This is a genomic window from Clostridium sp. DMHC 10, from assembly GCF_001270375.1.
In the GTDB taxonomy this organism is placed as follows: Bacteria; Bacillota; Clostridia; order Clostridiales; family Clostridiaceae; genus Clostridium_S; species Clostridium_S guangxiense.
The window spans coordinates 1,861,083-1,875,937 of record NZ_LGVB01000015.1 but is presented as its reverse complement, the minus strand read 5'-3'; the positions used below and the strand labels follow the sequence as shown (position 1 = coordinate 1,875,937).

Here is a 14,855-nt window from a genome sequence, read left to right as displayed (position 1 = left end):
TTCAAACACTCCTAAATATTTTCTATTGAACCTTATAAAATATCTTTCTTATTATCCTTAAGCACTCAGCTCCATTTCCATTTAGCTGTTCTTCTTTAAGCACTTCTATGGCTTTATTTACATACGCATCAGAGGTACTTTTAAGGAGAGTACATGCTAATTTTTCATTATCCTTAGTTTGCCTTTTATTTTTAAAGGTTTGATATCTTTTTTTATATACATTTTCCCCTTTTTGCTTTATATTTATTATATCTTCGAGAACCTTCTGTACTTTTTCCCACTCTAAAAATTCTTTAACATACTTACCTATTAATTCTCTATTTTCAAACATAACTTCTTTTCTTTTTTCTTTATTATAGCTATCCATTAAGCTTATTTTATCAATATCAAATATATTGATGTTTACATTATCATAAAGCTTATCTTCTGCATCCCTTGGAACAGCTAAATCAAAAATTATAAATTTTTGGTTAGGAAGTTCTCTTTCCCATATAACTGGATGAGGGGCCGCTGTACATGAAATCATACATTCAACATCTTTATAATATATCTTCCTATTATGAAATGGTATTATCTTTATCCTATCGTCTTTTATATTTATTGCTGAAGTATTTCTTGCAACTACATATAAAACATCAAACTTTCCTGACAAAATATATTTGCATACTAATTGCCCTATATTTCCAAATCCCATTACCATGAACCTTTTGCATTCATTTTTTCTAGCTTCACTTACAGCTATTGATGCAGATGAAACTGGTATCCTGTTTAGCTTAGTTTTATCTCTAAACTCTTTACCTAAAGTAACTGCAAGTTGAAAAAGCTTCTTTAAATTACTTTTAACTGTCTTATTTTTAATTGCTATCTTATAAGCATCTTTAACTTGTCCTAATATTTGATCTTCTCCTAATATTAAGGAATCAAACCCACATATAACATCCATCAAATGCCATATAGCATCATTATCTTTGTAATAAAAAAAGTTATCAATAAAATTTTTGTTCCAATTAAGCTTTTCAAAGATTCTGTCTATTATTTCGTTTTCATTTTTAAGGCTGTTAAAATATATTTCTGTCCTGTTGCATGTACTTATTACAACAACCTCATCACAAACTTCATTTAAAATAATACTTTTTTCTTCTACATGCTTTGGTATTATTGAAAACTTTTCTCTTATTTCAATCTTCAATTCTTTTTTTAACCCTAAAACTTGTATCATAATTATTCACCTTAAATTCAGTTGTGTTTTCCTCTCTATTTATATAATTTATTCATAAAATCGCGTTAAATAGTAAGCTGTTATTCCTTATTTATCAATTATCTTCTTCATAGCAACTTCATTATTTTTCATCATATCTAACAAATTCCCATTTTCATAGTAAATATTAAACTTTAAAGTTTTCATTGAATACTTCTTTATAAGCTCACTATTGTCATTTAAATCTTTATCATCATCATAAATAAAACACATCTTAGTTTCATCGCTTATTTTATCCTTTATATCCTGAACCGGAGCTCCCTTAACTTGTGTTTTAACTTTAACATTTTTCAAGTTATTATAACTGAAAAAATAATCAAATTTGTATTGTGTAGTAACAAAAGTATAATCATCAAGATTTTTGAGTAAAGTTTCAAATTCCTTCTTCATATCCTTTACATCTTTTACACATTCTTTAAAATTTTTTTCATAAAAATCTCTACTTTTTGGGTCCTTCTCCTCAAGTGCATTCTTTACATTTAAAATAATTATATTATAATTATCAAAATTCCCCCAATAATAAGGTTTTTATTTATGTCTTCACCGCTTTTTTTCTCATCTTTATCAAGTGAGTTTATTTTAGCTCCCCTTGAAACATCTATTGCTCCAACCTTATTTTTATCTAGTTTATTTTGAAAACTTGATACCCACGGTTCAAAATCAGCTGATGTATACATAAATAAATCATATTTGCTTACATTATTCAAACTGTCTTCTGTAAACTTAAATTGTTTTATAGTATTATCATCTTTAAACATAAACTGAACATTATCCTTATCGCCAGTTATACTTTTAACTATGTTATAAAGATATTTGTTTGTAACCATTATATCAAGACTTACACCTTGACTTTTACTATTTTTTTCTTTTGGTACATTCACATTGGTTTTAGAATTATTTTTACAACCAGAAAATGACACTATAATTATAAAAACCATAATATAATATAGAAATTTTTTCATAATATTCACCTCAAATAAAAATCAACAAAAAAGTAAAAAGACTTTACATCCTATTATACTTTAATATTATATCAATAACATTATATTATATATACATATCCAACTCAACATTAAAACATTATCTGTTATCCTATTTTAATATATTAATATAAGATATTTTAGCAAAATTTTAATACTATTTTCTTTTTAAGTATATTTTGTCGTTTTATAATTATTTTAAATATGATAGAATATTATAGTAGAATTACTTTACGGAGGAAAATTATGAGTATATGTTTTGAAAAAATCATAAGAGCAATATCTTTAGCTTTAGATCTTTCTCAAATAAGCTCTATTGAGAATTCAACGGTAATTGAGGAGATTTCAAACATACCTTTAGCTAACCATAAATTTTTGAATCATTCAAAACGTACAACCTACATAGCATTAAAGGTAGGTAAAAGACTTAGTTTACCTGAAGAGTCCATTAAAAATTTATACATAGCTTCTTTACTGCATGATATAGGAGCAGCTAACTCTTTAAACAAAAGTCATACCTCATCTGCTTTTATTAAGGAACATTGTATAATTGGAGAATCCATCATAAAAAATCTTCCTATTTATAGCGATATATCCAAAATAATACTATACCATCACGAAAATTTTAATGGCAGCGGGCCCTTACACCTAAAGGACAAAAGCATTCCAATTGAAAGTAGAATAATACATATGGCTGACTTATTAGAACTGCTTTATAGAGATAATATTCCTGCATATAAGCAGCGTTCTAAAATTATATCCTGGGTTTCAGAAAATACAAATACAATCTTTGACAGTAATGTTGTAAAAGCTTTTTTATCAATAACTCAAAATGATATTTTCTGGTTTGATTTAGAAAATATAGGTTTTATGGACTTTATACTTGATAACATCTCTCCCCAGATTGACACTAATATAGATTTAGATCAATTTGAAAAGATTGCTTACATTCTTTCAAATATAATAGATAATAAAAGTAAATTTACAGCAGAACATTCTAGAGGGATTTCAAAGTTATCTTATACTGTATCAAAATATGTTGGATATCCTGAAGAAAAATGTGTAAAAATGAGAATAGCTGGTCTTCTTCATGATATAGGTAAGCTTGCAATCCCAACCTCAATACTAGACAAAAATGCTTCACTTACAGATGATGAATTTTCTATCATAAAATCTCATGTATATTACACAAAAATCATTCTTGAGAGAATAGATGGAATTGATGATATAATCTACTGGGCATCTTCTCATCATGAAAAACTTAATGGAAAAGGATATCCTATGGGCTTAACTGCAAAAAAAATATCTGAAGAGTGTAGAATTTTAGGAGTATGTGATATATATCAAGCGCTTATCGAAAATAGACCTTATAGAAAAGGCTTATCAGAAACCCAAGCTTTTAAAATACTTAATGAAATGGCAAATGATGGTTTTATATGTCCTATAGCTGTAGAACAATTAAAAAATGCTTTAGATAGTTAAGGTAGTAGTTTATATTACCTTTTCTTTTTTTAAGATTTGATATAAAATACTTTTAAGAGGTGATAACATGACTTTTGTTATTGATAGTGTTGATAAAACTTTACATTTGGGTGAAAAGCTTGGTGAGCTTTTAAATCAAGGTGACATAGTATGCCTGGATGGTGATCTTGGAGCCGGTAAGACTCATTTTACAAAAGGAATTGCCAAAGGACTCAAAATAGATGATTACATAACTAGCCCAACCTTTAACATTGTAAACGAGTATCAAGGAAGACTTAAATTATATCATTTTGATGTTTATAGAGTTAATGATCCAGATGAAATTTATGCTATAGGATTTGATGAATACATATTTAGTGACGCTGTAAGTGTAATTGAATGGTCAAATTATATTGAAGATTTAATTCCAGAGGAACGAATAAATATTACAATAACGAAATTGCCAAATAAAGGTGAAAATTATAGACAAATAGTAATAAATTATATTGGAAATAGATATGATTATGTAAAGGAGATTAAATTATGAAACTACTAGCAATTGACTCAGCTACCGAAGCAGCTTCATGCGCCGTAATGGATGATAATAAGCTTTTAGGTGAAATTACTTTTAATTATAAAAAACAACATTCGGTAATAATTATGAACATTATAGATTATCTTCTGAAAAATTTAAAAATATCCATAGATGATTTAGACGGTTTTGTTGTTTCAAAAGGTCCTGGCTCTTTTACTGGACTTAGAATAGGCATGGCTGTAGTAAAGGGACTTAGTGAAGGTTCTAAAAAACCTTTTGTAAGCATATCTTCTCTTGATACCATGGCCTATAGCCTTGCTTACACTAGCGGCATAATATGTCCTATAATAGATGCTTTAAGAAATAATGTATACACTGCAATATATAAATTTGAAAATACTAATTTTAATAAAATTTCCGATTATATGGCTATTTCAGTAGATGATCTAATTAAAGTCCTAAAGGATTATAATTTACCTGTAACCTTTATAGGTGATGCTGTACCAAAATTCAAAGAAACCTTTGAAGCTGAGCTTAATAAAGTTAACTTTGCCCCTGGTCATTTAAACCTCGTAAAAGCCTCTGGCTTATGTGAACTAGGAATGAATTTAATGCGGGAAGGAAAATTTGATAACCCTCTTTCCTCCGCCCCAATTTACTTAAGAAAATCACAGGCAGAAAGAGAATATGAGAGTAGAACTGGAAGGAGTATAGATGAATAATTTAGTTATTTGTGATTTTGAGAAAAAATATTTAAGAGAAATTCTATCCATTGAAAACTTAAGCTTTTCTGTGCCATGGACTAAAGATTCAATGGAAAAAGAACTTACAAACAAATTTGCACAATATGTTGTTGTCAAACTGGATAACCTAGTGATAGGTTATGGAGGTATGTGGCTTATACTTGATGAAGGTCATATAACTAATATAGCTGTACACCCAGAATTCCGAGGAATAGGAGCTGGCAAAAAAATCATAGAGGGTCTTATTAACATATGTAAAGAAAAAAGCATAAATTCACTAACCCTTGAAGTTAGAGCTTCAAATTATGTAGCTAAAAACTTATATAGAAAGTATGGATTTATAGAAGAAGGAATTCGTAAAAATTACTATAATGACAACAATGAAGATGCGATTATAATGTGGAAGCATAATATACAAAAAAGTTCCCTATGAAGGAACTTTTTTATTACTTTGACGCTCTATTATAAGCCGAAACATTTTCTTCTATCTCTTTGTGAACTACTGGTGAAATCTTCTTATATACAGCCATAGTTACAGCTGAAATAACTGCACCTTTTATCACATTAAATGGAACTATTGCAAATATTATAAAACTTTTAAGATCAGTTACATAAGGATTAACTACATGCGTTGCTGCTACTACTGCCTTTATAGGAAAATGAAGTGCTGTTTCATACATTGGCAAAAGTACAAAATAGTTCAAAAGGCAGCCTGCTATGGACATTGCAACTACACCAATAACCAATCCGATAACAGCATTTATTTTTGTTTTCTTATGCTTATAAATTAAACTTGAAGTTAAAACCATAGAAGATCCTATTAAGAAGTTAGCAATTTCTCCTACCCCTGCTGTCCCTGTTTTGGATAATGCAAGCAAGTTTTTTACAAGTTCTATTGCAATTCCTGCAACTGGCCCCATTGCAAATCCACCTACAACTGCTGTAAGATCACTAAAGTCTATCTTCAAAAAGCTCGGAAAAATTGGTATAGGAAATTCAATAAGCATAATTATAAAGCCAATTACACCTAAAAGTGATATTTTAATAAGTTTACTAAGTTTTGAATTTTTCATTTTATATGCCTCCTATTATTTGTTTGATATCTCCAGAAGTGGCATAATAAAAGCCCCAACTAAAAAGTCAGGGCACATTAAAAACACTATTATTTCTTCTTTTATCCAGACTTTACTGTCGGCCTCGGAGTTTCACCGAATCATGCCATAAAAGGCTCGCGGCTATACCGCCGGTAGGGAAATTAACCCTGCCCTGAAGAATATCAATATTATATTATCTTTATTATAGTTCATTTTAAAAATTTAATCAAGCTATTTTTTCATGCTTAAGGATATCCTATTTCTCTTTTCATCTACCTCAAGAATTCTAACTTCAACTATGTCTCCAACTTTAACAACATCAAGTGGATGTTTTACAAATCTATCAGAAAGCTGACTTATATGCACAAGCCCATCTTGATGAACACCTATATCAACAAATGCACCAAAATCAGCAACATTTCTTACCGTTCCTGTTAATACCATACCAGGTTTTAATTGCTTTATATCAACAATTCCTGTTTTAAGTATTGGTTTTGGCATTTCTTCTCTTGGGTCTCTTCCTGGCTTTTTTACTTCTTTAATAATATCCGAAAGGGTTGGAACTCCAACTTTAAGTTCTTCAGCCAATTTATCTATTCCAACAAGCTTTATCATAGAATCCATATTAGCTAGATTACCATTTTTTATATCACTTTCTTCATAACCAAGCTTACTTAAAAGACCCTTGGCTGCATCATAAGATTCCGGATGAACTGAAGTATTATCAAGTAACTCTTCACTTTCTGGTACTCTTAAGAATCCTGCACATTGTTCAAAAGCCTTTGGTCCAAGTCGCTTTACCTTTAAAAGTTCTTTTCTATTTTTGAATTTACCATTTTCTTCTCTATATTCAACTATATTTTTTGCTATATTAGCATTTATTCCAGATACATAAGATAAAAGAGAGGGAGTTGCAATATTAAGGTCAACTCCAACATTATTAACACAATCCTCAACCACACCTTTTAATGAATCTTCCAACTTTTTAGGTGCAACATCATGCTGGTATTGACCTACTCCTATAGATTTTGGATCAATTTTAACAAGCTCTGCAAGTGGATCTTGAAGTCTTCTTCCTATGGATATTGCCCCTCTTAAGGATACATTTATATCCGGGTATTCCTTTGTTCCAAGTTCAGAGGCTGAATAAACTGATGCCCCTGCTTCAGATACGATTACATAATAAAGTTCAATTCCCTTTTCCTCTTTTACTTCTCTTATGAGTCTTGCTATAATCTCTTCTGATTCTCTGCTAGCAGTCCCATTTCCAAGTGATACCATTCCAACGTCATACTTATAAACTAATTCCTTTAATGTCTTTATAGAACCTTCTACATCATTTTGAGGTGCAGTAGCATAAACTGTTGCAGTATCCAAAAGCTTGCCTGTTTCATCAAGTACTGCTATCTTACATCCAGTTCTAAATCCAGGGTCATATCCTAAAACTGCTTTTCCTTTAATAGGAGCTTGCATTAGTAGTGCTTTTAAATTAGCTTTAAATATTTCTATAGCTGAATTTTCTCCTTTTTCTGTAAGATCAGCTCTTATTTCTCTTTCTATAGATGGATATATTAATCTCTTTAATGAATCTGCTACGCTTTCTTCTATGTATTTATCTGTAATTTCATTTCCTTTTAGACAGTTTAAATTTAAATATTCAATTATCTTTTCATCCTCACAAGTTATTTTAACTGAAAGTATTTTATCCTTTTCTCCTCTATTTATAGCAAGTATTCTGTGAGGAGGTATTTTACTTACTGCTTCTTTAAAATCATAGTACATTTCATAAGGTGTTGATTCCTCACTGCTTCCCTTGGTTTCAACAATCCCATTTTTGAAAACATACTTTCTAATCCACTTTCTGTATTCAGCTTCATCAGATATACTTTCACTTATTATATCCTGTGCTCCTTTTAAGGCTTCTTCCACAGATTTAACCTGTTTCTCTTCACTTATAAAACCTTTCGCAAATTCTTCAATATCTTCTTTAAATTTTCCACTTAGTATTTCATCTGCAAGAGGCTTTAAGCCCTTTTCAGCTGCTATTGTAGCCCTTGTTCTTTTCTTAGGTTTATATGGCCTATATAAATCTTCAACTTCAGTTATGGTTTCGGCACTAGTTACGCTTTCCTTCAATTCATTGGTAAGTTTGCCCTGCTCATCTATGGATTTTATAACAGCTTCTTTTCTTTCATCAAGATTTCTTAAATATATAAGTCTTTCAGATAAACCTCTTAATACTATATCATCAAGTCCACCTGTTTTTTCTTTTCTATATCTTGCTATAAAAGGAACAGTTGCCCCTTCGTCAAGCATTTCTATAACACTGTTAACTTGCTTCAAACTTATTTTAAATTCCTCTGCCAATCTGCTGCTTATATTTTTCATTAACTACTTTACCTCCAAAAAATTCAAATTGTAGACATGATATTATTATAAATAAAAAACTTCTGTATTTCAACTTACTTGTAATATAAGGCTTTGCAAATTCATAGAAATATATGGAAAATCAATTTAAAGGAGTTATTATGAAAAAAATAATTTTATGCGTCCTTCTTGTAATATCGATAATTCTATTTTCTTTCAGCTTTCAAAAATATTGCTCCATACATAAATTTAATATAGATGCAGTAAAAAAGAATATAACTTTTCTTTCCAGTAACAGCTTTAAAGGTCGTCTAGGTGGAAGTTTTGAAAATGAGGTTGCAGCTAACTATATTAGACAACAATTTAAGGCCTCTAACCTCGCCGCGTACAGTCAAAATTATTACCAAACATTCAACGCATATTACCCAAAAAAAGTTTCTGGAGCTCCCTATCTTAAAGTTGTAGATAGTCATGGCAATACTATAAAAACTTACGTTTATAAAAAAGATTTTAAAGAAGATATGTTAAATTTTAAAAAGGATCATATTGTATTCTATAACGGATCAAATATAAAAGCTAATTCTTCATACATTCAAATAAAAGATAAAAGCGAGAACTTTTTAATTTATTCTCCTAAAGATAACAATTTAAACTTTAGAAGTTCTTTTATAGCAGATAGCGACTATTCTTTATGTATAATGGCAACTAAAAATTGTCTTTCAGAACTTAGGAATTATTTAAACAAGGGCTGCATAATAGATTGTTTTATACCTTACTCTAATGATACAACAACTCTTAAGAATGTTATTGGGTATATAAAAGGCAGTGATTCTTCAAGACCTCCAATTATTATTTCTGCACATTTTGATCATGTTGGCACAGACTTAAGTGGCGAAGTATATAATGGTGCTCTTGACAATGCCTCTGGAACAAGTTTTATACTTGAGATGAGCAAATTTATAAGTTCTCTAGGCACACCTAATAGGGATATAATTTTTATTGCTTTTAACGGAGAAGAATTTGGTCTTAAAGGCTCCGAAGCTTTCGTAAATAAATACTATTCCAAAATAAAAGGCGGGGAAGATTACAATTTTGATATGATAGGAAGTTCTTCCTCCGTTCCATTATCAATTATGGGTGGAAAAAAAGATACTGTAAAATCAAAACCTATTAGCTCTATTTCCGCACTTTGTGCAAAAGAGCATGTTAGTTTCAACTATATATTTGACGATGCTAGCGACCACTCTTCTTTTAGAAACAAAAATATAAATGCGATAACATTTTGCGATGATGATACTTCAAGAATTCACACACCTAGCGATAAATCATCTTATATTAATTCTAGCTCTATAGATAGGTGCTTTAAAATAGTTTCTAAAGACATAATAAATAATTCTTTTAACTTTAGCTTTTTAATCTTATATAATAAACAAGTTTGTATACTATCTCTATTTTCTGTAATTGTATTAACCTTAATCTCACTTCAGTATGCAGTTAGAAATATGAACAGTAAAAATTAGTATATTAACAAAATAGGGTGAGCATATAATTTTACACAAGAACTATATCCCACCCTTATTATATACAATTATAAATTGCTTTCCTGCTTTAAAAATCCTTTAATAAAATCATCTATTTCTCCATCCATAACCGCATTAACATTGCCAGTTTCAACACCTGTTCTATGATCCTTAACCATAGTATATGGTTGAAAAACATATGATCTTATCTGACTTCCCCACCCCATATCCTTTAACTCTCCGGTTAGGTCTTCTATTTTTTCCTTATGAGCTCTTTCTTTTAATTCAACAAGCTTTGATTTAAGCATAGACATTGCAGTTTCTTTGTTTGAATGCTGACTTCTTTCATTTTGGCATTGCACTACTACACCTGTCGGAAGATGTGTTATTCTAATAGCAGAATCAGTCTTATTTATATGCTGACCTCCTGCACCACTAGCCCTATAAGTATCAATCCTTAAATCTTCAGGTCTTATTACAATATCCTGATTTTCTGTAAGTTCTGGTAAAACTTCAACAGAAGCAAAAGATGTTTGTCTTTTTCCATTTGCATTAAAAGGTGATATTCTAACAAGCCTATGTATACCTTTTTCAGCTTTCAAATATCCATAAGCATATTCACCTGTTACCTTTAATGTAACACTTTTAATTCCTGCCTCATCACCTGGAAGCATGTCAATAACTTCAACTTTAAATCCTTTAGCTTCAGCCCATCTTGTATACATTCTCAAAAGAATTTGTGTCCAATCCTGAGCATCATTTCCTCCAACTCCAGTATGAAGATTTAAAATCGCGTTATTTTTATCATACTCACCAGAAAGTAAAATTTCTATTTTAAAATCTTCAATTTCATTTTTTAAATCTTTAACTTCATTTAAAATATATTCTGCTTCTTCTTCATTTTCTTCTTCTCTGCACATATCTATTAGGACATTAACATCATCAATTCTTGTTTTTATTGATCTATATCTTTCTATTCTATCTTTTAAAAATTTAAGTTCCTTGCTAACCTCTTGGGATTTTTTCATATCATCCCAAAATCCGTCTTCCTGCATGTTGTGCTCAAGTTCATCTATTTTCTTTTCAGATTGTTCTATGTCAAAGAGAAGCCCTCATTTCGTTGACGCTGTTTATAAGCTCTTTTACAGATGCAGCTGCCTCTTCAAGCTTTATAATCAATTTAATCACCCTTCCGCTACATATTTTTTATTGTAGATAAACTGTTTCAACTATTAAAATTCATGTGCACCAAAATGCCCAGAAGACGGCATTTTGGTACAAATAAATTTTAAGTTTCAAGGTGGTTTATCTTTAAAAATAGAAAAGACTGCCTCATTTTGAAACAGACCTTTTCTTATACAAATTTTATGCTCTTCTACCGCAGCAATCTTTATATTTTTTACCAGAACCGCAAGGACAAAGATCATTTCTTCCTATTTTCTTCTCTTTTCTTCTAACAGGCTTTTTAACAACATTTTCAGACTCATAATTTGTTGTAACTTCTTGATTTACTCTTTCTCTTTCAGGTCTTCTTTCTATTTCAACATGGAATAAGTATTTTACAGTTTCTACCTGAATATTTGCTATCATCTCATCAAACATATCGCTTCCTTCCATTTGATATGCCTGAACAGGATCCTGCTGTCTATATGCTCTAAGTCCTATTCCTTGTTTTAAATGTTCCATACTATCAATGTGATCCATCCACTTAGTATCAACAATTCTAAGAAGTATTACTCTTTCTATTTCTCTCATTTGTTCACTTGAGAATTCTTCTTCCTTCTTAACATATAAATCCTTTGCTATACCAAGAAGTTTTTCTTTTATTTCGTCATTTGAAAGAACTTTAAGTTCATCCACTGTAACTGCATTCTTAGGGAGATATATATCGTAAAGATAATTTAAGAGATTTTGTATATCTTCTTCCAAATTTTCTTCTAGTCCTGTTATATGAGCATCAACAGAATTAGAAACTATATCTCTTATCATATTCTGTACCTGATCTTTCATGTCCTCTCCCTCGAGGACTTCAGATCTTTGTTTGTATATAATTTCTCTCTGCTGATTCATTACGTCATCATACTGAAGAAGAGTTTTTCTTATATCAAAGTTATTTCCTTCAACTTTCTTTTGAGCATTTTCTATAGCGGAACTTACCATCTTGCTTTCAATGGCTTCATCATCACCAAGACCTAACTTATCAACCATAGACTTAAGTTTATCTGATCCAAAAATTCTCATAAGATCGTCTTCAAGGGATACATAAAATCTTGAAAATCCTGGATCTCCCTGACGACCTGAACGACCTCTAAGTTGGTTATCTATACGTCTTGATTCATGTCTTTCAGTACCTATTATTTTGAGTCCGCCAAGTTCTACAACTCCATCTCCAAGTTTAATATCAGTACCACGTCCTGCCATATTTGTAGCAATGGTAACCATGCCTTTTTCTCCAGCATGAGATATTATTTCAGCTTCTTGTTCATGGTATTTCGCATTTAAAACTTGATGTGGAATTCTCTTTTTCTTAAGCAAATCTGAAAGAAGTTCTGATTTTTCAATACTTACAGTTCCTACAAGAACTGGTTGACCTTTTGTATGCGTTTCGGCTATATCCTCAACTACAGCATCAAATTTTGCCTTTTCAGTCTTATAGATAAGATCAGGCGAATCCTTTCTTTGAACTGGTCTGTGTGTAGGAATTACAACAACATCAAGACCATATATTTCTCTAAATTCATTTTCTTCTGTAAGTGCTGTACCAGTCATTCCTGAAAGCTTATCATATATTCTAAAGTAATTTTGGAAAGTTATTGTTGCAAGCGTTTTTGATTCTTTTTGAACTTTTACTGCTTCTTTAGCCTCAATAGCCTGGTGAAGACCGTCACTGTATCTTCTTCCTTCCATAAGTCTTCCAGTAAATTCATCAACTATAATAACTTCTCCATCTTTAACCATGTAATCTTTATCTTTTTTCATAAGTGCATTGGCTTTTAATGCTTGAGCAACATGATGTTGTATTTCCATATTTGATGGGTCTGCATAGTTATCAAGGTGAAAATATTTTTCAGCTTTTTCAACTCCAACTTCTGTTAATATAGCTGAATTTGTTTTTTCATCTATAGTAAAGTCGTCTTCTTTTTTTAGCATTTTAGCAAAATTGTCTGCAACTCTATAAAATTCAGTTGATTTTTCACCCTCTCCTGAAATTATAAGTGGTGTTCTAGCTTCATCTATAAGTATTGAGTCAACTTCATCAACTATACAATAATTAAGCTTTCTTTGAACTCTTTCTTCCTTATATATAACCATGTTATCTCTTAAATAATCAAAACCAAACTCATTATTTGTACCATATGTTATATCCGCATTATAGGCATCCTGCCTTTGCTGCTGGTTTAAATCATGAACTATTACACCAGTAGTAAGACCTAGAAATCTATATACTCTTCCCATCCACTCCATATCTCTCGTTGCCAAGTAGTCATTTACAGTAACTACATGAACACCTTTTCCTGTTAAAGCATTCAAATATGAAGGAAGTGTAGCAACTAATGTTTTTCCTTCACCAGTTTTCATTTCTGAAATTCTTCCCTGATGAAGAACTACTCCTCCTATAAGCTGTTCTCTAAAGTGTTTAAGTCCTAGAACTCTTGAAGACGCTTCTCTTACTACAGCAAAAGCCTCTACTAATATATCATCAAGAGTTTCTCCATTTTGAAGTCTCTGCTTAAATTCAGCAGTTTTAGCCTTAAGTTCATCCTCACTTAAAGCTTGCATGGTACTATCAAGTTTTTCTATCTGATCAACTATAGGTATAATTCTCTTTACTTCCCTCTCACTATATGTACCAAATATTTTATTAAGCAATCCCATCGCATTCATCCTCACTACAAATATATATTTTATAAAAATATAACACATAAAGCATAGATTAAATACCCTAAAGCTCTTAATGCATTATATAATATACACCAAAGTTATACTATTCATATTATACCCTATAGATTATATCATTTAATCTATAATCATTCAACTTTTAGTATGTAAAATAAAGTATTTTTAACTTAATCTAAATAAAAAGCAAATTTAATTATATTATCATGAAAAAGGAGCAAAATCATCATTTTGCCCCTTTATGTTTTACAATTTAAAATTCTGGTTCAATAAGACCAAAGTTTCCATCTTTTCGTTTATATACTACATTAACTTCGTTAGAATCTGCATTTTGAAATACAAAGAAATTGTGTCCTAGTAACTCCATTTCTAATACTGCTTCTTCCTCAGACATTGGCTTTATTGCAAATCTTTTAGTTTTTACTATTTTAGGTTCTTCTTCTTTTTCTTTAGAGCTTATATCTGGAATATCTTGAAATCTAAGTGAGTCTCCATATTTTCTTCTTTCTAATTTTGTTTTTTGCTTTCTCACTTGTCTTTCAAGTTTATCTGAAACAATATCTATAGAAGCATACATATCATCGTTGGATTCTTCTCCTCTTAATATTACTCCATTGAATGGAATTGTAACTTCAACAATTTGTCTGTTCTTTTGTACACTAAAAGTTACATGAGCTTCAACTTCTGGTTTAAAGTACTTCTCCATTTTAGATAGCTTCTTCTCCACATATTGTCTCAAACCATTTGTCACTTCAACATTTCTGCCACTAACTATTATTTTCATAATTCCAGCCCCTCTCTAACACCAATATAATAATTACTTTGGTTTCTTTATGTAATTATATTTTACTATTTTAATAAATTAAAACAAGAAAAATATAATAAATTGACTAAATATTATATAAATTTATATTATTCTTACTTAATATTTCATGCGATTTTAAACGTTTACTATATAAATACATATTATTACATATTTAAGATTTATTTAAGTACCTCA

13 protein-coding genes and 1 riboswitch are annotated in these 14,855 nt (G+C 30.2%); of the genes, 5 read left to right on the top strand and 8 right to left on the bottom strand.

Going from position 1 to position 14,855, the window contains the following annotated elements:
* Window positions 1-22: 22 nt before the first annotated feature.
* From hemA to AGR56_RS22795, 3 genes are all read right to left on the bottom strand, one after another.
* Window positions 23-1,219 (bottom strand): glutamyl-tRNA reductase, encoded by a 1,197-nt coding sequence (hemA, locus tag AGR56_RS11090; protein WP_053242292.1) that lies wholly within the window; start codon window positions 1,217-1,219, stop codon window positions 23-25.
* An 87-nt stretch (window positions 1,220-1,306) separates the two neighbouring features.
* Window positions 1,307-1,744, bottom strand: a complete 438-nt coding sequence (locus AGR56_RS22800; RefSeq protein WP_278279694.1) for a zinc ABC transporter substrate-binding protein — start codon at window positions 1,742-1,744, stop codon at window positions 1,307-1,309.
* Between the two features lie 2 nt (window positions 1,745-1,746).
* Window positions 1,747-2,220 (bottom strand): zinc ABC transporter substrate-binding protein, encoded by a 474-nt coding sequence (locus AGR56_RS22795; protein WP_053242290.1) that lies wholly within the window; start codon window positions 2,218-2,220, stop codon window positions 1,747-1,749.
* A gap of 264 nt (window positions 2,221-2,484) precedes the next feature.
* Here AGR56_RS22795 and AGR56_RS11075 point away from each other — a divergent pair, with 264 nt between their 5' ends.
* The 4 genes from AGR56_RS11075 (at window position 2,485) to rimI (ending at window position 5,410) form a co-directional block, all read left to right on the top strand.
* Window positions 2,485-3,720, top strand: coding sequence for an HD domain-containing phosphohydrolase (locus tag AGR56_RS11075; RefSeq protein ID WP_053242289.1), 1,236 nt, complete (start codon window positions 2,485-2,487; stop codon window positions 3,718-3,720).
* A gap of 67 nt (window positions 3,721-3,787) precedes the next feature.
* On the top strand, window positions 3,788-4,246 hold the full coding sequence (tsaE, locus tag AGR56_RS11070; protein WP_053242288.1) for a tRNA (adenosine(37)-N6)-threonylcarbamoyltransferase complex ATPase subunit type 1 TsaE: 459 nt from the start codon (window positions 3,788-3,790) through the stop codon (window positions 4,244-4,246).
* Window positions 4,243-4,956, top strand: a complete 714-nt coding sequence (gene tsaB, locus AGR56_RS11065) for a tRNA (adenosine(37)-N6)-threonylcarbamoyltransferase complex dimerization subunit type 1 TsaB (RefSeq protein ID WP_053242287.1) — start codon at window positions 4,243-4,245, stop codon at window positions 4,954-4,956. The genes tsaE and tsaB overlap by 4 nt, the downstream gene beginning before the upstream one ends.
* Window positions 4,949-5,410 (top strand): ribosomal protein S18-alanine N-acetyltransferase, encoded by a 462-nt coding sequence (rimI, locus tag AGR56_RS11060; protein ID WP_053242286.1) that lies wholly within the window; start codon window positions 4,949-4,951, stop codon window positions 5,408-5,410. Before tsaB ends, rimI begins: the two co-directional genes overlap by 8 nt.
* Window positions 5,411-5,423: 13 nt before the next feature.
* On the opposite strand, the gene AGR56_RS11055 is transcribed toward rimI, so the two are convergent.
* Together AGR56_RS11055 and AGR56_RS11050 are read right to left on the bottom strand one after the other, a co-directional pair.
* Window positions 5,424-6,050, bottom strand: coding sequence for an ECF transporter S component (locus tag AGR56_RS11055; RefSeq protein WP_053242285.1), 627 nt, complete (start codon window positions 6,048-6,050; stop codon window positions 5,424-5,426).
* An 89-nt stretch (window positions 6,051-6,139) separates the two neighbouring features.
* Window positions 6,140-6,255, bottom strand: a riboswitch (FMN riboswitch).
* Window positions 6,256-6,302: 47 nt separating this feature from the next.
* Window positions 6,303-8,459, bottom strand: a complete 2,157-nt coding sequence (locus AGR56_RS11050) for a Tex family protein (protein ID WP_053242284.1) — start codon at window positions 8,457-8,459, stop codon at window positions 6,303-6,305.
* A 140-nt stretch (window positions 8,460-8,599) separates the two neighbouring features.
* Between AGR56_RS11050 and AGR56_RS11045 the strand changes: the two genes are divergently transcribed.
* Entirely contained in the window at window positions 8,600-9,958 is a 1,359-nt protein-coding gene (locus AGR56_RS11045) for a M28 family metallopeptidase (RefSeq protein ID WP_053242283.1), read from the top strand.
* 68 nt (window positions 9,959-10,026) lie between these two features.
* Here the strand turns inward: AGR56_RS11045 and prfB are convergent.
* From prfB to raiA, 3 genes are all read right to left on the bottom strand, one after another.
* A protein-coding gene (gene prfB, locus AGR56_RS11040) for a peptide chain release factor 2 (protein WP_198150033.1) occupies window positions 10,027-11,137 on the bottom strand; the annotation gives its coding sequence in 2 pieces (ribosomal slippage) (window positions 10,027-11,058 and window positions 11,060-11,137; 1,110 coding nt in all).
* A gap of 186 nt (window positions 11,138-11,323) precedes the next feature.
* Window positions 11,324-13,834, bottom strand: a complete 2,511-nt coding sequence (gene secA / locus AGR56_RS11035; protein ID WP_053242281.1) for a preprotein translocase subunit SecA — start codon at window positions 13,832-13,834, stop codon at window positions 11,324-11,326.
* A gap of 274 nt (window positions 13,835-14,108) precedes the next feature.
* On the bottom strand, window positions 14,109-14,639 hold the full coding sequence (gene raiA, locus AGR56_RS11030) for a ribosome-associated translation inhibitor RaiA (RefSeq protein WP_053242280.1): 531 nt from the start codon (window positions 14,637-14,639) through the stop codon (window positions 14,109-14,111).
* Between the last annotated feature and the right edge of the window lie 216 nt (window positions 14,640-14,855).

Excerpts from the sequence above, each read along its gene's own strand:
- hemA (WP_053242292.1), bottom strand. The coding sequence starts at position 1,219 with ATGATACAAGTTTTAGGGTTAAAAAAAGAATTGAAGATTGAAATAAGA.
- AGR56_RS11075 (WP_053242289.1), top strand. The coding sequence starts at position 2,485 with ATGAGTATATGTTTTGAAAAAATCATAAGAGCAATATCTTTAGCTTTA.
- AGR56_RS11045 (WP_053242283.1), top strand. The coding sequence starts at position 8,600 with ATGAAAAAAATAATTTTATGCGTCCTTCTTGTAATATCGATAATTCTA.
- AGR56_RS11050 (WP_053242284.1), bottom strand. The coding sequence starts at position 8,459 with ATGAAAAATATAAGCAGCAGATTGGCAGAGGAATTTAAAATAAGTTTG.
- tsaE (WP_053242288.1), top strand. The coding sequence starts at position 3,788 with ATGACTTTTGTTATTGATAGTGTTGATAAAACTTTACATTTGGGTGAA.
- tsaB (WP_053242287.1), top strand. The coding sequence starts at position 4,243 with ATGAAACTACTAGCAATTGACTCAGCTACCGAAGCAGCTTCATGCGCC.
- AGR56_RS22795 (WP_053242290.1), bottom strand. The coding sequence starts at position 2,220 with ATGAAAAAATTTCTATATTATATTATGGTTTTTATAATTATAGTGTCA.
- AGR56_RS11055 (WP_053242285.1), bottom strand. The coding sequence starts at position 6,050 with ATGAAAAATTCAAAACTTAGTAAACTTATTAAAATATCACTTTTAGGT.
- rimI (WP_053242286.1), top strand. The coding sequence starts at position 4,949 with ATGAATAATTTAGTTATTTGTGATTTTGAGAAAAAATATTTAAGAGAA.
- secA (WP_053242281.1), bottom strand. The coding sequence starts at position 13,834 with ATGGGATTGCTTAATAAAATATTTGGTACATATAGTGAGAGGGAAGTA.
- raiA (WP_053242280.1), bottom strand. The coding sequence starts at position 14,639 with ATGAAAATAATAGTTAGTGGCAGAAATGTTGAAGTGACAAATGGTTTG.